Raw genomic sequence first — 16,451 nt, 5'->3', positions numbered from 1 at the left:
CGGGGGGGGGGGGGGGGGGGGCCCCGGGGGGGGCCCCCCGCCGCCCCGGGGGGGGGGGGGGGCCGCGCCCGCCCCCCCCCCCCCCCCCCCCCCCCCGCCCCCCCCCCCCCCCGGCCCCCCCCCCCACGGCGTGTTGACGAAGCGTCAGGTGAGCGTCAGAAGACCGACTCGGCCTCGTCCATGCGGGCCTCCGGGACCCGCTTGAGCTCGGTGATCGCCTCGGCCAGCGGGGCCATGACGATGTCGGTGCCGCGCAGCGCGGTCATATGGCCGAAGTCGCCGCGGTGGGCGGCCTCGACGGCGTGCCAGCCGAAGCGGGTGGCGAGCACCCGGTCGTAGGCGGTGGGCGTACCGCCGCGCTGGACGTGGCCGAGGATGACCGGGCGGGCCTCCTTGCCCAGGCGCCGCTCCAGTTCGCGGGCGAGCGCGGTGCCGATACCGGAGAACCGCTCGTGGCCGTACTGGTCGATGGCGCCCTTCTTGTAGTCCATGGTGCCGGCGAGCGGGTGGGCGCCCTCGGCGACGCAGACCACGGCGAACTTCTTGCCCCGGGCGAAGCGCTCCTCGACCATCTTCACCAGGTCGTTGACGTCGAACTCGCGCTCCGGCAGGCAGATGCCGTGGGCGCCGCCGGCCATCCCGGACTCCAGCGCGATCCACCCGGCGTGCCGGCCCATGACCTCGACGACCATGACCCGCTGATGCGATTCGGCGGTGGTCTTGAGCCGGTCGATGGCCTCGGTGGCCACGCCGACGGCGGTGTCGAAGCCGAAGGTGCGGTCGGTGGAGGAGATGTCGTTGTCGATGGTCTTGGGGACGCCGACGACCGGCATCCCGGCGTCGGAGAGCATCCGCGCCGCGGTCAGCGTGCCCTCGCCACCGATCGGGATCAGGACGTCTATCCCGTACTCACGGGAGAAGTCCTTGGCGCTCTCGCACGCCTCGCGCAGCCGGGCGCGCTCCAGGCGGGCGGAGCCGAGGATGGTGCCGCCGCGGGCCAGGATGCCGCTGACGGCGTCCAGGTCGAGCTTGCGGAAGCGGCCGTCGAGCAGGCCCTTGAAACCGTCCTCGAAGCCGATGACCTCGTCTCCGTGGCCGGTCAGGGCGCGGTGGACGACGGACCGGATCACAGCGTTGAGACCGGGGCAGTCGCCGCCCGCGGTGAGGACTCCGATACGCATCGTGCTGTGTCTCCTGTGCTCGCTGTCCGGTTCGTATGAGCCGGTCCGATTGTTTCACGTGTGGCGCGGCCCCACCCCGGCCCAGGCAGCGCGACCGCTGTCCACCCCCCGCTGCCCCGTCCCGTGGCCCAAGGGGAGACTGGGAGAGCGACGTCTGCACCCGCGCAGGTATCGTCAAGAAGGTCAAGCCCACCATAACGGGTAATTTTGACCATGTGACCAGGGGAAATCCGCGGGCACGGTGCCTCGCGGCCATGGGAATGGACGGAGAGACCGCGTGACCCGCAGTGTGTACGTGACCGGTACCGAACGCGGCGACGGCCGCCAGGTCATCGAGCTGGGAGTCATGGAGCTCCTGACCCGCCACGTCGACCGGGTGGGGGTCTTCCGCCCCCTGGTGCACGACGGGCCGGACCGGCTGTTCGAACTGCTGCGGGCCCGCTACCGCCTCACCCAGCCCGCCGAGTCGGTCCACGGCATCGGCTATGCGGAGGCCGCCGCCCTCCAGGCCGAGCGCGGCACCGACGAGCTGGTCTCCCATCTCGTCGACCGCTTCCACAAGGTGGCCCACGACTACGAGTACGTCCTGGTCCTCGGCTCGGACTACGCCGACACCAGCCTCCCCGACGAACTGGCGCTCAACGCCCGGCTGGCCAACGAGTTCGGCGCCGCGGTGATACCCGTCGTCGGCGGCCAGGGCCAGGAGGCCGAGGCGGTGCGCGCCGAGGCCCGCAACGCCTACCGCGCCTACACCTCGCTGGGCTGCGACGTCGTCGCCCTGGTCGTCAACCGCGTGGTCCCCGGGGAGCGCGCCGGGATCGTCGAGCGGCTCGCCGCCCGGCTGCCGGTGCCCTGCTACGCGCTCCCCGAGGACGGTTCGCTCTCCGCGCCGACCGTCGGCCAGATCGTGCACGCGCTCGGCGCCGAGGTGCTGCTGGGCGACGACTCCGGCCTCGCCCGGGACGTGCGGGACTTCGTCTTCGGCGGCGCGATGCTGCCGACCTTCCTCCCCGCGCTCACCCCCGGCTGCCTGGTGATCGCCCCCGGGGACCGCGCCGACCTGGTCATCGGCTCGCTGGCCGCGCACAGCGCCGGCGCCCCGCCGATCGCCGGTGTGATGCTGACCCTCGGCGAGCGGCCCGGCCCGGACATCATGGCGCTGGCCGCCCGCCTCGCCCCCGGCACCCCGGTCGTCTCCGTCCCCGGCGGCTCCTTCCCCACCGCCGCCGAACTGTTCGCGATCGAGGGCAAGCTGAACGCCGCGTCGCCGCGCAAGGCGGAGACCGCGCTCGGCCTCTTCGAGCGGCATGTGCACACCGCCGAGCTCACCGACCGGATCTCGGTCGCCCGCTCCGGGCGGGTCACCCCGATGATGTTCGAGCACGAGCTGATCGAGCGGTCCCGCGCCGGCCGCCGCCGGGTCGTCCTCCCCGAGGGCACCGAGGAGCGGGTGCTGCGCGCCGCCGACGTGCTGCTGCGCCGCGACGTCTGCGACCTGACGCTGCTGGGCGAGGAGGAGGCGGTCCGCAAGCGCGCCGCCGACCTCGCCATCGACCTGGCGGACGCCCAGATCATCGACCCGGGGACCTCGCCGCTGCGCGAGCGGTTCGCCGAGCTGTACGCCGGGCTCCGCGCCCACAAGGGCGTCAGCTACGAGCTGGCCTACGACGTGGTCGCCGACGTCTCCTACTTCGGCACCCTGATGGTGCAGGAGGGCCTGGCCGACGGCATGGTCTCCGGCGCCGAGCACTCCACCGCCGCCACCATCCGGCCGGCCTTCGAGATCATCAAGACCAAGCCGGGCGCGGGGATCGTCTCGTCGGTGTTCTTCATGTGCCTGGCCGACCGCGTCCTGGTCTACGGCGACTGCGCGGTCAACCCGGTCCCGGACGCCGAGCAGTTGGCCGACATCGCCATCCAGTCCGCCGCCACCGCCGCCCAGTTCGGCGTCGAGCCGCGGATCGCGATGCTGTCGTACTCCACCGGCACCTCCGGCTCCGGCGCCGACGTCGACAAGGTCCGCAAGGCCACCGACCTCGTCCGCGAGCGGCGCCCGGACCTGCTCGTCGAGGGCCCGATCCAGTACGACGCGGCGGTGGACGTGGCGGTCGCGGCGACCAAGCTGCCGCACTCGGAGGTGGCCGGCAGGGCCACCGTGCTGATCTTCCCGGACCTCAACACCGGCAACAACACCTACAAGGCCGTCCAGCGCTCCGCGGGCGCGGTGGCGGTCGGCCCGGTCCTCCAGGGGCTCCGCAAGCCGGTCAACGACCTCTCGCGCGGCGCCCTCGTCCAGGACATCGTCAACACCGTCGCCATCACCGCGATCCAGGCCCAGGGCGCCCAGCCCGGCGCCGGCCCCACGTCCTGACCGCACCCACCGGAAAGCGTTCCATGACTGCCAACGCCACCCGCGTCCTCGTCCTCAACTCCGGCTCCTCGTCGCTGAAGTACCAGCTGCTCGACATGGCGAAGGCGTCGGGCGGCGGCTCCGCGGCGGATGCCCGGCTCGCCGTCGGCCTGGTCGAGCGGATCGGTGAGACGACCTCGCGCCTGGCCCACACCCCGCTGACCGCAGGCGGCGCCACCCGCGAGAGGACCGACCCGATAGCCGACCACCAGGCCGCGCTGAAGGCGGTGGCCGACGAACTGGCCGCCGACGGGCTCGGCCTGGACTCCCCTCAGCTGGCCGCGATCGGGCACCGGGTGGTGCACGGCGGGCTGAAGTTCACCGCACCGACCGTCATCGACGACGCGGTGCTCAAGGAGATCGAGCGGCTGGTGCCGGTCGCCCCGCTGCACAACCCGGCCAACATCCTGGGCATCCGCACCGCCCGGGCCCTGCGCCCCGACCTCCCGCAGGTCGCGGTCTTCGACACCGCCTTCCACACCACGATGCCGGAGTACGCGGCCCGCTACGCCATCGACGTGGCGACCGCCGACGCGCACCGCATCCGCCGCTACGGCTTCCACGGCACCTCGCACGCCTATGTCTCCCGCCGCACCGCGGAGCTGCTCGGCAAGGCGCCGGAGGACGTCAACGTGATCGTGCTGCACCTGGGCAACGGGGCCTCCGCCTCCGCCGTCCGAGGCGGCCGGTGCGTGGAGACGTCCATGGGGCTGACGCCGCTGGAGGGCCTGGTCATGGGCACCCGCTCCGGCGACATCGACGCGGCGGTGACCTTCCACCTCAAGCGGGTGGCCGGGATGTCCGCCGACGAGATCGACGAGCTGCTCAACAAGCGGAGCGGCCTGCTCGGACTCTGCGGCGACAACGACATGCGGGAGATCCGGCGCCGGATCGACGAGGGCGACGAACGCGCCGCGCTCGCCTTCGACATCTACGTCCACCGGCTGAAGAAGTACATCGGCGCCTACCTCGCGGTGCTCGGCACGGTCGACGCGGTGGTCTTCACCGCGGGCGTCGGGGAGAACGCCGCCCCGGTCCGCGCCGCCGCCGTCGCCGGCCTGGAGGGGCTGGGCCTGGCGGTGGACGCCGCGCGCAACGCCGTCCGGTCCGACGCGCCGCGGCTGATCTCGCCCGAGGACGCCCCGGTCGCGGTCGCCGTGGTCCCCACCGACGAGGAACTGGAGATCGCCCGGCAGACGTACGCCCTGGTCACCGCCTAGTCCGCGGGTCCGCCCACGGGCTTGGCGCATTCCCGCACCAGCTGAAGAGCCTATGAAGCAGAGCGAAATATTCCGCTCCGAAACAAACCGATAGGATCGAGACATGCGCCGTTCCAAAATCGTCTGCACCCTGGGCCCCGCCGTCGACTCCTACGAGAAGCTGAAGACGCTGATCGAGGCCGGTATGAACGTGGCCCGCTTCAACATGAGCCACGGGACCCACTCGGAGCACGAGGAGCGGTACCACCGCCTCCGCAAGGCCGCCGAGGAGACCGGTCGCGCCGTCGGCGTGCTGGCCGACCTCCAGGGCCCCAAGATCCGCCTGGAGACCTTCGCCGAGGGCCCGGTCGAGCTGGTGCGCGGCGACGAGTTCGTCATCACCACCGAGGACGTCCCCGGCGACAAGCGCATCTGCGGCACCACCTACAAGGGCCTGCCCGGTGACGTCTCCAAGGGCGACCCGATCCTGATCAACGACGGCAACGTCGCCCTCCAGGTCGTCGAGATCGACGGCCCGCAGGTGCGGACGATCGTGATCGAGGGCGGTGTGATCTCCGACCACAAGGGGATCAACCTGCCCGGCGCGGCGGTCAACGTCCCGGCGCTGTCCGAGAAGGACATCGACGACCTGAAGTTCGCGCTGCACATGGGCTGCGACATGGTCGCGCTGTCCTTCGTGCGGGACGCCAAGGACGTCCAGGACGTCCACCGCGTGATGGACGAGGTGGGCCGCCGGGTCCCGGTCGTCGCCAAGGTGGAGAAGCCGCAGGCGGTCGCCAACATGGAGGAGGTCGTGCTGGCCTTCGACGCGGTGATGGTGGCCCGCGGCGACCTGGCGGTGGAGTACCCGCTGGAGAAGGTCCCGATGGTGCAGAAGCGGCTGATCGAGCTGTGCCGCCGGAACGCCAAGCCGGTGATCGTGGCGACCCAGATGATGGAGTCGATGATCACCAACTCCCGGCCGACCCGCGCCGAGGCGTCCGACGTCGCCAACGCCATCCTCGACGGCGCCGACGCGGTGATGCTCTCCGCCGAGTCCTCGGTGGGCCAGTACCCGATCGAGACGGTCAAGACCATGTCGAAGATCGTCGAGGCGGCCGAGGAGGAGCTGCTCTCCAAGGGCCTCCAGCCGCTGGTGCCGGGCAAGAAGCCGCGCACGCAGGGCGGTGCGGTGGCCCGCGCGGCCTGCGAGATGGCCGACTTCCTCAACGGCAAGGCGCTGGTGGCGTTCACCAAGTCCGGTGACACCGCCCGCCGGCTCTCCCGTTATCGGGCCGCCCAGCCGATCCTGGCCTTCACCACCGACCTCGCCACCCGCAACGCGCTCACCCTGAGCTGGGGCGTGGACGCCTTCCTCGTCCCGCACGTGGACAACACCGACGCGATGGTCGACCTGGTCGACGCCGAGCTGCTCAAGCTCCAGCGCTACAACCCGGGCGACACCATGCTGATCACCGCCGGTTCGCCCCCCGGCGTCCCCGGCACCACCAACATGGTCCGGGTGCACCACCTCGGCGGCGCGCGCGCCTGACGCGCCGCCCCGCCACGCGCCGACGGCGGTGGGCCGCCCCCTGGTCGAAGGGGGCGGCCCACCGCCGTTTCCGCTTCTCCCGGAAGGAAGGCTCCGGGGCCGTACGGGCCGGTCAGTCCTCGATGGACACGTGCATGCCCGGAATGGTGAGGTTGCCGCCGAACTGCCCGGCCTGGTCCAGCTTCACCTTGCTGAAGTAGGCGAACGGGACGTTCAGCGGCGGCGGGTGCTCGGCGTCGAAGACGATCGGGATCAGCCCGAAGAGGTTGCCCTGCAACCGCTCGGTGTAGAGGGTCACCGTGCCGCCGCGGATGGTGGAGGTGGATCCCGGGGCCGACCGCACGTGGTAGTGCTTGCCGGACGCCGGGTCGTCGACGATCTGGTGCAGGTCGCCGATGTCGACGCTGTCCGCGGTGAACTTCAGGACCTGCTTGGCCCGGCCGTTGTGCGGGGTGACGTTGACGACGCCCTCGTAGTTCAGACCGCGCAGGGTCAGCCCGCTGGACTCCAGGTGCCAGGGGAGGTTGGGCAGGGTCTCGGGCGTCTGCTCGTCCTTGCCCTGCTGCTTGTTCTCGACGACGCAGGGGAACGCCGGCTTGCCGTCGGCGTCCTTGCCGTCCAGCCCGCCGCCGGGCAGCGCGTTGTCGACCGTGCCGACGGCGCCGTGCGCGGTGTCGTCGACCGCCTTCGACGGGTCCGACAGCCCCCGGTCGACGGTGGTGACCGCGTCCTTGACCGGCGAGCCGTCGCCCTCCTCGGCGGAGTCCTGGGCCGACGCGCTCGGGGACGGGGACGACTTCGCCGCGGCGTCCTTGCCCGCGCTGTCCTTCGCCGGGGCGTCCTGCGCGGCGGACGGCGACGGGGTCGGCGAGGCCGACGGCTGAGCGGGCTTCTTGTGCAGGCCGAAGAGGTCGCCGAGCGCGTCGCCGATCCCGCCCAGCAGGCCGCCGTCGTCCTTCTTCGTCGGGGTGGCCGACGGCGACGGGGTCGCGGAGTCGGACGGCGCGGGCGTCGCGGCGCCGCGCGGGGCCTTGTCGGCCGAGGGCGACGGCGAGGCCGACGCCTGAGCGGACGGCGTGCCGCCCGCGGAGGCGTCCGTGCCGCCCTGGTCCTTCTGGTCCTTCTGATCCTTCTGGCCCGCGGCGTCCTTGCCGTCCTCGGCGCCGTCCTCGGCCTTGCTCTCGTCCTCGGCCTTGCTGTCGTCCTCGGTCTTGCTGTCGTCCTTGGCCTTGGCGTCCTGGCCGGACGTGTCCGGGGCGGTCACACAGGGGCCGTCCCGAAAGGGGCTCTTGGGCGGCACGGGCTTGGCGATCGCCAACTGGGGCGTGAGCCCCATGCCCATGAGGACCGCGGACGGCATCGCCGCGATGGCGATCGCCTTGCCCGCGGGCACATGCAGGCGGGTCAGCAGCGGCTTCTTGGGCGCCGCGTGCCTCGGCCCGCCCCCCGCGCCTGACCGGCGCGGTGGGGCCCCCGTCGCCCCGGTGGCTGCGCTCTCCTCGTGCAGCTCGTCACCCGGCACGGTGCCTCCCGTTCCTTCCGTTGGTCGGGCTCGTTCCTGACAGGTCGTCCAGTCCGTTGCCCGACCCGGGATCCCCGGTCGCGGGTGCCGCGTGGGTGGCCAGGGGGGTCCCCGTATGCCGTTCGGGCGTGGGGGACGGCCCGGCGGCGCGGTCCGCTTCACCGGGCCCGCCCTCGCTCCGCACCGGCTCGCCCGGCGCCCAGGAGACGCCCAGCGCACCGCCGATCAGCCCCAGCAGGAAGCCGACCAGGAAGGCGCCGAAGTTCGAGACGACCAGCGAGACCAGGGACAGCATGATCGCCGCGACACCCGCGAAGACCCGCGAGACCGGCTGGAACCACATGGTGAGGCCGAGCACCACCATGAGGACGCCGATGATCAGCGAACCGGCGCCGGCCGTGGTCGCCATGCGGACGGTGAGGGACCCGATGGTGAGGTTCGCGTAAGGGATGTACATGATCGGGACGCCGGCGAGGAGGGTCAACAGGCCGCCCCAGAAGGGGCGTTGCCCGCGCCACTGGCGAAACGCCTGCCGCTTCCCACCGCGGGTCCCGTTCAGCTGTGGTTCTTCTGCGCTCATGCGCCGGCCTCCCTGCGGTCGGCGGGCCCGCATCCGCGCCGCGCGTACCTGTCGATGACTCTCCCCCAGCCTCCGGCCGGGGAGTCCCCCATGCCCCAGTCACTCATGTCCGGCTCCTCGGGACTGGCAAAATCGGTGGTTCTGTGGGTACTTCAGCACTACCCGACGTACGGGCACGGGGAACGGCTCACGCCGCACAGCTCCAGCCCCGCACCCGCACGCTCAGCGCGTCAGTAGCATTCGCTCTTGCCCTTGGCGACGCTCATCTTGAGGCCGCTGAGCTTGAACGTGCCGGCCGTGGTGGCCCAGGCACGCTGCTTGACGTGGGTCAGCACGGCCGTGTCGGCCTCCTGGGCGAAGGAGCCGGGGTCGGCCGCGTCGCCCTTCTTGATGCCGGGACCCTTGGACGTCGACCCGGCGGCAACACCGATGTTGATGTTGCTGAAGGTCGCGTCCGCGTTCAGGTCGTCGAGGTCGATGTAGAGGTTCTTGGCCTCCACCGGCTGCGCTCCGCCGCCGGCCTGGAGCTTCATCGACACGTCGCCGAAGACCGGAACCGGCACGACGACCGACTGGCACAGGTTGCGGATCTTGGCGTTGGAGAACGCCGAGACCGCCACCGGGACGTTCTTGCCGTCCTTCTGCGCGTCCACCGCGCCGTACTGGACGAAGCCGGTACCGTCCAGCCGGTCCGTGCTGACCTTGAACTGCTGGCCGGACACGCTGAACGACGCCGCCAGGGCACCCTGCGAGAGGGCCACGCCGATCGCGGCGGTGGCCGCGACGCTCGGCACCATGACGACGGCGAACCGCTTCCATCTGGTCCCGCCACGAGCCAGGGACTCCATGACTTTCCTCCTTCTCGGACGTACATCTCCGGTACGTGCGGCCCCGGTTGGGGCCGGCCGCACCTGGGATGGGAGAAGTGCTACGTCCTCGGGAAGGAGAGCGCCCGTCTCGAAAGGCACAGTGTGTTTTCCGAATACCGGCGATCACCCCCGAGCGACAACCACTGGCCACGCTCTCGCGCAACCTCACCGGACAGGCCCTGCCGCAGGGCAGAGACCCCCCTGTCCGCGGTCGGCGCCACTGCCGCCGACCCACTCGGTGGGGACCCAAGTACCCCGCGGCGCCGGCCGGATGCCGGGCTGCGGGAATGGACCGAGCGTGGCCGATCGTCGTGCATTCCAGGCCGCCGCACAAGGCCCTCGTTACTTGCGGGTAACGGGCCGGTAACCGCGCCGCGACACACGGAGATCATCTGGGCACGCAGCGTCGCTGCTCACTACGGCCGAACAAGGGGCAACTCGGGGCAGAGGACGGCAAGTTGGCCGCTCGGACTTACTTCAAGTAACAGCGGCCACGTTTACCAAGTTTCGGTAAAGCGTGGCCGCTGTGCCGTTTGCCGGACGCGCCTGCGGGACGTGCCGCGCGGCGGCCCCGGACGGGGCGGAAAAGCGCCGGAGAAGGGCCGAAGCGGAGGGCGGAGCGGCGCTCGGCGCCGCCCTCCGGGGGTGGGCGGGCCGGTTCAGAACAGGACGCGCGCCAGGGCGGTGCGCGCCTTCGACACCCGCGGGTCGTCCGCGCCGATCACCTCGAACAGCTCCAGCAGCCGCACCCGCGCGGCCTCCCGGTCGTCGCCGGCCGTCCGCTTCACGGTCTCGATCAGCCGGCCGAAGGCGTCCTCGACATGGCCGCCGACCAGGTCCAGGTCCGCGGCCCGGATCTGCGCCCGGACGTCGGCCGGCTGCTCCGCGGCCTCCTTGCGGACCGCCTGCGGGTCCAGGTCCTGCACCCGCTGGAGGAGTTCGGCCTGAGCCAGGCCCAGCTTGGCCTCCGGGTTGGCCGGGTCGTCGGCGAGGACGGTGCGGTAGGCGTCGATGGCGCCGCCGAGGTCACCGGCGTCCAGCGCCTCGGCCGCCGCGGTCAGCGCCGCGTCGTACGGGCCGGCCGGCAGCGGCGCCTCGGCGGCCTGCTCGGCGTCCGCCGGGGCGGCCGGCGCGCCCACGATGCCGAACTGCTCCTCGGCGACCTGCACCAACTGGTCCAGCACCTGCCGCAGTTGGGCCTCCGGGACGGCGCCCTGGAAGAGCGGGATCGGCTGGCCCGCGACCACCGCGAAGACCGCCGGGATGCCCTGCACGCCGAACTGCTGGAACAGCATCTGGTTGGCGTCGACGTCGATCTTGGCGAGGACGAACCGGCCGGCGTACTCCGCCGCGAGGCTCTCCAGCAGCGGACCGAGCTGCTTGCACGGCTGGCACCACTCGGCCCAGAAGTCGATGACGACCGGGACCTCGGTGGACCGCTGGAGGACCTCCTGCTGGAACCCCGCCTCGTCGACGTCGAAGACCAGGGGGGTGGCGCCGGCCGGCTGGGCGCCGGTGCGTGCGGCCTCGGCGCGGGCCTGCTCGGCCTTCTGCTTCGCTTCCCCCGCCGCCTTCACCGCTGCGAGGTCGACGACTCCACTCATGGACATGTTGCGTGGCTGCATGGGTCCATCCTCCCCCCTGAGCGGCCGGTTCCGGAAAGCGAGCCGGAAAGCGGGCCTCCGCCGGCGCCCGTACGCCCCGCTGGAGTGCGGTCCGCGCCGGGTGAGCGGTGGCCGATGGCGGCCCCGCGGGGCCGGTCTGCGCGGCCATGGGTCCCCACCCACGGCCAGTGGTGTCGCTCTTACGCTACGGGTCGTAGCGTAACTCGGGGCCGCCCCCGCCCGGCACCCACTTCCCGCCGGTCTCCAAGTGATCTCCCTCACGGCCGCGCACCGTGCTACCGGCCGGTATGGTCGCCCGCATGCACCAGTCCGCCCACCCGCCGAAAGGCCGCCCGGGCCGCCCGGGCCGCCCCCGCAGCGTCGCGACCGACCACGCGATCCTCGACGCCACCCGCGCCGCGCTCGTCGACGTCGGCTGGGGCGGGCTCACCATGGGCGAGGTCGCGGCCCGCGCCGGGGTCGCCAAGACCACCCTCTACCGCCGCTGGGCCGGCAAGAGCGAACTGGTCGTGGACGCCGTGGCGGTCCTCTTCGACGAGCTCGAACTCCCCGACCGGGGCTCCCTCCAGGCCGACATCGAGGGCGTGGTGCTCCAGTTCGGCGCGCTGCTGGCCCGTCCCGAGACCAAGACCGCGCTGATGGCGGTGGTCGCCGAGTCCACCGGCGACGACGCGCTGCGCGAACGGATCCGGCAGGCCATCGTCGAGCGGCAGAAGCGGCTGGTGCTGCTGGGCCGCTCGCGCGCGCAGGCGCGCGGCGAACTCCCGCCGGACGCCTGCGGCCCCGAGGGCGAACAGGCCGCCGAGTGCACCGTGGGCCTGACCTTCGACGTGATCGCCGGCGCCGTGGTGCACCGGCTGCTGGTCAGCGCCGAACCGGTGGACGCCGCCTGGGCCCGGCGGTTCACCACCCTGCTCCTGGTGGGCCTGGCCGGGCTGGAGCCGTAGGGCGCTTCTGACGGATCTCCGCGGATATCCGTCAGAAGCGCCCTGGCCCCCGCACCGGCCCGGCCCCCGGCGCCGTCAGACCTGGTAGCGGTCCGCCCGGAACAGGTGCAGATGCTCCGCCACCCACGCAGAGGTCCGCGCCAGCCCCTCCTTGAGGGAGACCTGCGGCTCCCACGAAGCCCACCGGCGGGCCCGGGAGTTGTCCGACAGCAGCCGCTCCACCTCGCTGCCGGCCGGCCGCAGCCGCGCGGCGTCCACCACCACCTCGGCGTCCCGCCCGGAGGCCGCGATCAGCGCCTCGGCGAGCTCCCCTACCGCGATCTCCCGGCCGCTGCCGAGGTTGACGACCTGCCCCAGCGCCCGGTCGCAGTCGGCCAGCGCCAGGAACCCGGCCGCGGTGTCGGTGACGAAGGTGAAGTCCCGGGTCGGGGTGAGCGAGCCGAGCCTGATCTGCCGGGCGCCGGCGTGCAGTTGGGCCAGGATCGTCGGGATCACCGCGCGGGCGGACTGCCGGGGCCCGTAGGTGTTGAACGGCCGCACCACGGTCACCGGCAGCTCGAAGGCGTGCCAGTGCGACAGCGCCATCATGTCCGCGCCGATCTTCGAGGCGGAGTACGGCGACTGCGGCTGGAGCGGGTGGTCCTCGCCGATCGGCGCGGTCCGCGCGGTCCCGTAGACCTCACTGGTGGAGGTGTGCACCATCCGCCGCACCCCGTGCCGGCGGCACGCCTCCGCGACGTTCTCCGTGCCCACCACGTTGGTCTGCACATACGCGCCCGGCGCGTCGTAGCTGTACGGGATGCCGATCAGCGCGGCCAGATGGAAGACGGTGTCGCAGCCGGCGACGGCGTCCATCACCCGGCCGGCGTCGCGGACGTCGCCGGCGACCATCTCGACCGGGCTGCCCGGCTCCAGATAGCAGGCCAGGTTCCCCTTCTCCGCGTACGGCTTGTAGTGCACAAAGGCGCGCACCTCGGCGCCCGCGTCCACCAGCAGATCGACCAGCGTCGACCCGATGAACCCCTCGGCCCCGGTGACCAGGACCTTCCGCCCGGCCCACGGCCGGGACATAGTGCTCTGCGTGCTCATGCTGACTCCTTCAGGGTGGTGGTGAGGTGGGGGGCGCGGGGGTGGCCGGCCAGCGCCAGCGTCCGGGCGGCCAGCAGGTCCGCGGCCCGGGCGTGCGTGCCGGGGTCGGCCGCCGCGCCCATCGCGGCCAGCCGCGCGGGATCGGCCAGCAGCGGGGTGACGGTCGCGTCCAGCCGCTCGGTGGTGACCTCCGCGTCGGGCAGCAGCAGCGCCGCCCCGGCGTCGGAGAGCACACGGGCGTTGTGCGTCTGGTGGTCGCCGGGCGCGTGCGGGTACGGGACCAGGACGGCCGGCATCCCGATCGTGGCGAGTTCGGCGACGGTCGCCGAGCCGGCCCGGCACAGCACCAGGTCGGCCGCCGCGTACGCCAGGTCCATCCGGTCCAGGTAGGGCACCGCCGCGGCGACCGCGGCCCCGCCGTTGGCCTGCAGGGCGGCCCGGGTCGCGTCCAGAGCGGCCGGTCCGGTCTTGATCAGCAGCCGCAGCCGGGGCCGCGCCAGATAGCGGCCGGCCAGCCCGACGGCGGCCTCGGTGAGCCGGGCGGCGCCCAGGCTGCCGCCGTTGACCAGCAGCAGCCGCGCCTCTTCCGGAATGCCCAGGGCTCGGCGGGCGGCCGTCCGCAGCGCCGCCCGGTCCAACCCGGCCAGCGGCCCCGACAACGGCATCCCGACCGTCTCGGCCCGCTCGCCGCCCGCGAGGTGCGGACGGCTGCGGTCGAAGGCCACCGCGAGGTGCGGGGTGAGGTGGGCGGCGAACCGGTTGGCCCGGCCGGGCACCGCGTTGGACTCGTGGATCAGGCTCGGCAGCCCGGCCATCCTGGCCCCGAGGATCACCGGGGCGCTGGGGTAGCCGCCCATGCCGACGGCGACCTGGGCGCCCTGGGCCCGCAGGATCGCCCGGCACTGGGCGCCGGAGCGCAGCAGCGCGGCCGGCAGCAGATAGCGCCGGGCGCCGAGCGCGGGGTCGAAGGGGATCATGTCGACGGTGTGCAGCCGGTAGCCGGCCTGCGGGATCAGCCGCGTCTCCAGACCGCGGTCGGTCCCGACGAAGGAGACCACCGCGTCGGGGACGGCCCGCCGCAGCGCGTCGGCGAGGGCGAGCCCGGGATAGATATGGCCGCCGGTGCCGCCCGCACCGATCACGACCGAGAGTGGTGTGCGCATGGCCGCCACGCTCGGCGGCCGCTCTAAGAACGTTCTAAGACGGCGTTTGGCAGCCTGGAGGCATGACCGCACGCACCACGCCGGCCCCCGGCGCTCCCCCGGCAGCCCCCAGGATCCTGGTCGTCGACGACGAACCGGAGGTCCGCGCCGCCGTCGCGGACGGGCTCGCCGTGGAGGGCTACGCGGTCCGCGGCGCCGCCGACGGCCTGGCCGCGCTCTCCGCCGTCGCCAGCTGGCAGCCGGACGCCCTGGTCCTCGACGTGATGATGCCGGTGCTGGACGGCCTGGCGGTCTGCCGCCGGCTGCGCGCCCTCGACGACCGCACCCCGATCCTGGTCCTGACCGCCCTGGACGCGGTCAGCGACCGGGTCGACGGCCTGGAGGCCGGCGCCGACGACTACCTGGTCAAGCCGTTCGCCCTGGACGAGCTGATCGCCCGGGTCCGCGCCCTGCTGCGGCGGGCCGCGGCGGGCGCCGCCGACACCGCCCGGCTGGCCTTCGCCGACCTGGTCGTCGACCCCGCCACCCGCACCGGCCACCGCGCCGACCGCCCGCTGGAGTTCAGCCGCACCGAGTACGCCCTGCTGGAACTGCTCCTGACCCACCCCGGCCAGGTGCTGCCGCGGGAGACGATCCTGGAGCGGGTCTGGGGCCGCGACTTCGGCCCGGACTCCAACTCGCTGGCCGTCTACGTCGGTTACCTGCGCCGCAAGCTGGAGGCCGGCGGTGAGCCGCGGCTCGTCCACACCGTGCACGGCGTCGGCTACCGCCTGGACCGTCCGGAGGGCGCATGACCCCGCACGCGCAGCGGCGCGCACCCCGCACGTCCGAGCCGGACGGGCCGAACGGGCCGAACGGGCCCGCGGCATGACCGGCCGGCGCCGCCTGGGCGGCCGCTGGGTCCGCCGCCGCCCGCTGCGCACCCGGCTGGCGCTGGCCGCCTCCGCCGCGGTGGCCCTGGTCGCGGTGGGCGTCTGCGCGGCCGCGTTCGTCGTCCTCCGGGTCCAGCTGACCCGCCAGATGGACCTCAACCTGGCGCAGACCGCCGCCCAACTCGCCCACCGCACCCGGAACTGGGGCCCGACCGCGGCCGACACCTCCTGCCGCTACGAGGCCGTCCCCTGCGTCCAGGTCGTCCCCACCGACCCGGCGCGGGACGCCCACGGCCGCTCCCCCGCCCTGCCGGTCTCCCCGACCACCCGCGAGGTGGCCGCCGGCCGCCACGCGCCCTTCTACACCGACCTCACCGTCGCCGGGTATCCGGTGCGGATGTACACCTCCCCGCTGCCCGGCAAGGACGAGGCGCTCCAGGTGGCGCTGCGCTCCGACACCGTCGACCGCGGGGTGCGCCAGGCCGCCCGGGCTCTGGCCGCGGTCGGCGGCGCGGGCGTCCTGTTCGCCGCGGGCCTGGGCTACTGGGTCTCCCGCACCGGTCTGGCCCCGGTCGCCCGGCTGACCGCCACCGCCGAGCGGATCGCCACCACCCGCGACCCCCGGCACCGCATCGACCTCCCGGCCGGCCCGCCCGCCCGCGAGGACGAGCTGACCCGGCTCGCGGCCAGCTTCAACACCATGCTCGGTGAGCTGGAGCAGTCCGTCACCGCCCAGCGCCGCCTGGTCGCCGACGCCTCCCACGAACTGCGCACCCCGCTCACCGCGCTGCGCACCAACGCCGAACTCCTCGCCCGCGCCGACCGGTTGACCGACGCCCAACGGGACCGGGCGGCGGCGGCCCTGGGCCGTCAGCTGCGCGAGGTCACCACCCTGGTCAACGACCTCATCGAGCTCGCCCGGGACGAGGAGCCGACGCCGCTGCTCGAACAGGTCCGCCCCGCGGCCCTGTTGGCACACGCGGTGGGCGCGGCCCGCGAGCACTGGCCGGACGTCGCCTTCACCACCCGCATCGCCCCCGAGGCCGCGACCACCGCCCTCCCCGGCGTCCCGGCCCGGCTGACCCGGCTGCTGTCCAACCTCCTGGACAACGCCGCCAAGTTCTCCCCGCCCGGCGGCCCCGTCGAGACCGAACTCACGCCCGTCGCGGGCGCGTTGGACCTCACCGTCCGCGACCACGGCCCCGGCATCGCCGACGGCGACCTGCCGTACGTCTTCGACCGCTTCTACCGCGCCGGCGCCGCCCGGGCGCTCCCCGGCTCGGGCCTCGGCCTGGCCATGGCCCGCCAGATCGCCCGCGCGCACGGCGCCGAGCTCACCGCGGAGCGGGCGCCCGGCGGCGGCGCGCTCTTCCGCCTGCGGCTGCCCGTCACCCCGCACCCTCCCGAGGGGGTGGAGTGACGGGCAGCCGACCGGCGGCGGG

General features: G+C 73.5%; 13 protein-coding genes. 6 read left to right on the top strand and 7 right to left on the bottom strand.

The window, feature by feature from the left end; genetic code table 11:
• Window positions 1-155 precede the first annotated feature (155 nt).
• Window positions 156-1,181 carry an ATP-dependent 6-phosphofructokinase gene (locus tag ACIQE0_RS17225; protein WP_366333726.1) on the bottom strand — a complete coding sequence of 342 codons (1,026 nt, stop codon included), beginning with the start codon at window positions 1,179-1,181 and terminating at the stop codon, window positions 156-158.
• 277 nt (window positions 1,182-1,458) lie between these two features.
• Here ACIQE0_RS17225 and pta point away from each other — a divergent pair, with 277 nt between their 5' ends.
• The 3 genes from pta to pyk all read left to right on the top strand — a co-directional run bounded on the left by pta (window position 1,459) and on the right by pyk (window position 6,342).
• Window positions 1,459-3,552, top strand: a complete 2,094-nt coding sequence (gene pta / locus ACIQE0_RS17220; RefSeq protein WP_402332770.1) for a phosphate acetyltransferase — start codon at window positions 1,459-1,461, stop codon at window positions 3,550-3,552.
• A gap of 23 nt (window positions 3,553-3,575) precedes the next feature.
• Window positions 3,576-4,811 (top strand): acetate kinase, encoded by a 1,236-nt coding sequence (locus ACIQE0_RS17215; protein WP_402332768.1) that lies wholly within the window; start codon window positions 3,576-3,578, stop codon window positions 4,809-4,811.
• Window positions 4,812-4,914: 103 nt separating this feature from the next.
• Window positions 4,915-6,342, top strand: a complete 1,428-nt coding sequence (pyk, locus tag ACIQE0_RS17210; protein WP_366333731.1) for a pyruvate kinase — start codon at window positions 4,915-4,917, stop codon at window positions 6,340-6,342.
• A gap of 112 nt (window positions 6,343-6,454) precedes the next feature.
• On the opposite strand, the gene ACIQE0_RS17205 is transcribed toward pyk, so the two are convergent.
• The 4 genes from ACIQE0_RS17205 to ACIQE0_RS17190 all read right to left on the bottom strand — a co-directional run bounded on the left by ACIQE0_RS17205 (window position 6,455) and on the right by ACIQE0_RS17190 (window position 10,938).
• The gene (locus ACIQE0_RS17205) at window positions 6,455-7,864 is read right to left on the bottom strand and encodes a hypothetical protein (RefSeq protein WP_402332765.1); all 1,410 of its coding nucleotides are present in this window, start codon (window positions 7,862-7,864) and stop codon (window positions 6,455-6,457) included.
• Window positions 7,854-8,444 carry a DUF6114 domain-containing protein gene (locus ACIQE0_RS17200; protein ID WP_366333735.1) on the bottom strand — a complete coding sequence of 197 codons (591 nt, stop codon included), beginning with the start codon at window positions 8,442-8,444 and terminating at the stop codon, window positions 7,854-7,856. Before ACIQE0_RS17200 ends, ACIQE0_RS17205 begins: the two co-directional genes overlap by 11 nt.
• Before the next feature lie 230 nt (window positions 8,445-8,674).
• Window positions 8,675-9,292, bottom strand: a complete 618-nt coding sequence (locus tag ACIQE0_RS17195) for a DUF6230 family protein (protein ID WP_366333736.1) — start codon at window positions 9,290-9,292, stop codon at window positions 8,675-8,677.
• Between the two features lie 680 nt (window positions 9,293-9,972).
• Window positions 9,973-10,938 (bottom strand): tetratricopeptide repeat protein, encoded by a 966-nt coding sequence (locus ACIQE0_RS17190; RefSeq protein WP_366333738.1) that lies wholly within the window; start codon window positions 10,936-10,938, stop codon window positions 9,973-9,975.
• 299 nt (window positions 10,939-11,237) lie between these two features.
• Here ACIQE0_RS17190 and ACIQE0_RS17185 point away from each other — a divergent pair, with 299 nt between their 5' ends.
• Window positions 11,238-11,885: a TetR/AcrR family transcriptional regulator gene (locus ACIQE0_RS17185; RefSeq protein ID WP_402332760.1), complete on the top strand. Its 648-nt coding sequence runs from the start codon at window positions 11,238-11,240 to the stop codon at window positions 11,883-11,885.
• 75 nt (window positions 11,886-11,960) lie between these two features.
• Here the strand turns inward: ACIQE0_RS17185 and ACIQE0_RS17180 are convergent, their stop codons facing one another.
• Together ACIQE0_RS17180 and ACIQE0_RS17175 are read right to left on the bottom strand one after the other, a co-directional pair.
• Window positions 11,961-12,974, bottom strand: coding sequence for a GDP-mannose 4,6-dehydratase (locus ACIQE0_RS17180; protein WP_402332757.1), 1,014 nt, complete (start codon window positions 12,972-12,974; stop codon window positions 11,961-11,963).
• The gene (locus tag ACIQE0_RS17175) at window positions 12,971-14,137 is read right to left on the bottom strand and encodes a UDP-N-acetylglucosamine--N-acetylmuramyl-(pentapeptide) pyrophosphoryl-undecaprenol N-acetylglucosamine transferase (RefSeq protein WP_402332754.1); all 1,167 of its coding nucleotides are present in this window, start codon (window positions 14,135-14,137) and stop codon (window positions 12,971-12,973) included. Before ACIQE0_RS17175 ends, ACIQE0_RS17180 begins: the two co-directional genes overlap by 4 nt.
• A gap of 62 nt (window positions 14,138-14,199) precedes the next feature.
• On the opposite strand from ACIQE0_RS17175, the gene ACIQE0_RS17170 reads away from it, so the two are divergent.
• Both ACIQE0_RS17170 and ACIQE0_RS17165 read left to right on the top strand, forming a co-directional pair.
• A complete protein-coding gene (locus tag ACIQE0_RS17170; protein WP_402332751.1) occupies window positions 14,200-14,931 on the top strand; it encodes a response regulator transcription factor in 732 nt (243 codons plus the stop codon).
• 73 nt (window positions 14,932-15,004) lie between these two features.
• Entirely contained in the window at window positions 15,005-16,429 is a 1,425-nt protein-coding gene (locus ACIQE0_RS17165) for a sensor histidine kinase (RefSeq protein WP_402332748.1), read from the top strand.
• Window positions 16,430-16,451: the final 22 nt, after the last annotated feature.

The sequence above is a fragment of the Streptomyces sp. NPDC093097 genome (genome assembly GCF_044754325.1).
Lineage (GTDB): Bacteria > Actinomycetota > Actinomycetes > Streptomycetales > Streptomycetaceae > Streptomyces.
This window is presented reverse-complemented; position numbering and strand designations above follow the sequence as displayed.

What these genes read in the sequence shown, in the direction of transcription:
- ACIQE0_RS17225 (WP_366333726.1), bottom strand. Translation starts at nt 1,181, where the DNA reads ATGCGTATCGGAGTCCTCACCGCGGGCGGCGACTGCCCCGGTCTCAAC.
- ACIQE0_RS17215 (WP_402332768.1), top strand. Translation starts at nt 3,576, where the DNA reads ATGACTGCCAACGCCACCCGCGTCCTCGTCCTCAACTCCGGCTCCTCG.
- pyk (WP_366333731.1), top strand. Translation starts at nt 4,915, where the DNA reads ATGCGCCGTTCCAAAATCGTCTGCACCCTGGGCCCCGCCGTCGACTCC.
- ACIQE0_RS17200 (WP_366333735.1), bottom strand. Translation starts at nt 8,444, where the DNA reads ATGAGCGCAGAAGAACCACAGCTGAACGGGACCCGCGGTGGGAAGCGG.
- ACIQE0_RS17195 (WP_366333736.1), bottom strand. Translation starts at nt 9,292, where the DNA reads ATGGAGTCCCTGGCTCGTGGCGGGACCAGATGGAAGCGGTTCGCCGTC.
- ACIQE0_RS17190 (WP_366333738.1), bottom strand. Translation starts at nt 10,938, where the DNA reads ATGCAGCCACGCAACATGTCCATGAGTGGAGTCGTCGACCTCGCAGCG.
- ACIQE0_RS17185 (WP_402332760.1), top strand. Translation starts at nt 11,238, where the DNA reads ATGCACCAGTCCGCCCACCCGCCGAAAGGCCGCCCGGGCCGCCCGGGC.
- ACIQE0_RS17180 (WP_402332757.1), bottom strand. Translation starts at nt 12,974, where the DNA reads ATGAGCACGCAGAGCACTATGTCCCGGCCGTGGGCCGGGCGGAAGGTC.
- ACIQE0_RS17175 (WP_402332754.1), bottom strand. Translation starts at nt 14,137, where the DNA reads ATGCGCACACCACTCTCGGTCGTGATCGGTGCGGGCGGCACCGGCGGC.
- ACIQE0_RS17170 (WP_402332751.1), top strand. Translation starts at nt 14,200, where the DNA reads ATGACCGCACGCACCACGCCGGCCCCCGGCGCTCCCCCGGCAGCCCCC.
- ACIQE0_RS17165 (WP_402332748.1), top strand. Translation starts at nt 15,005, where the DNA reads ATGACCGGCCGGCGCCGCCTGGGCGGCCGCTGGGTCCGCCGCCGCCCG.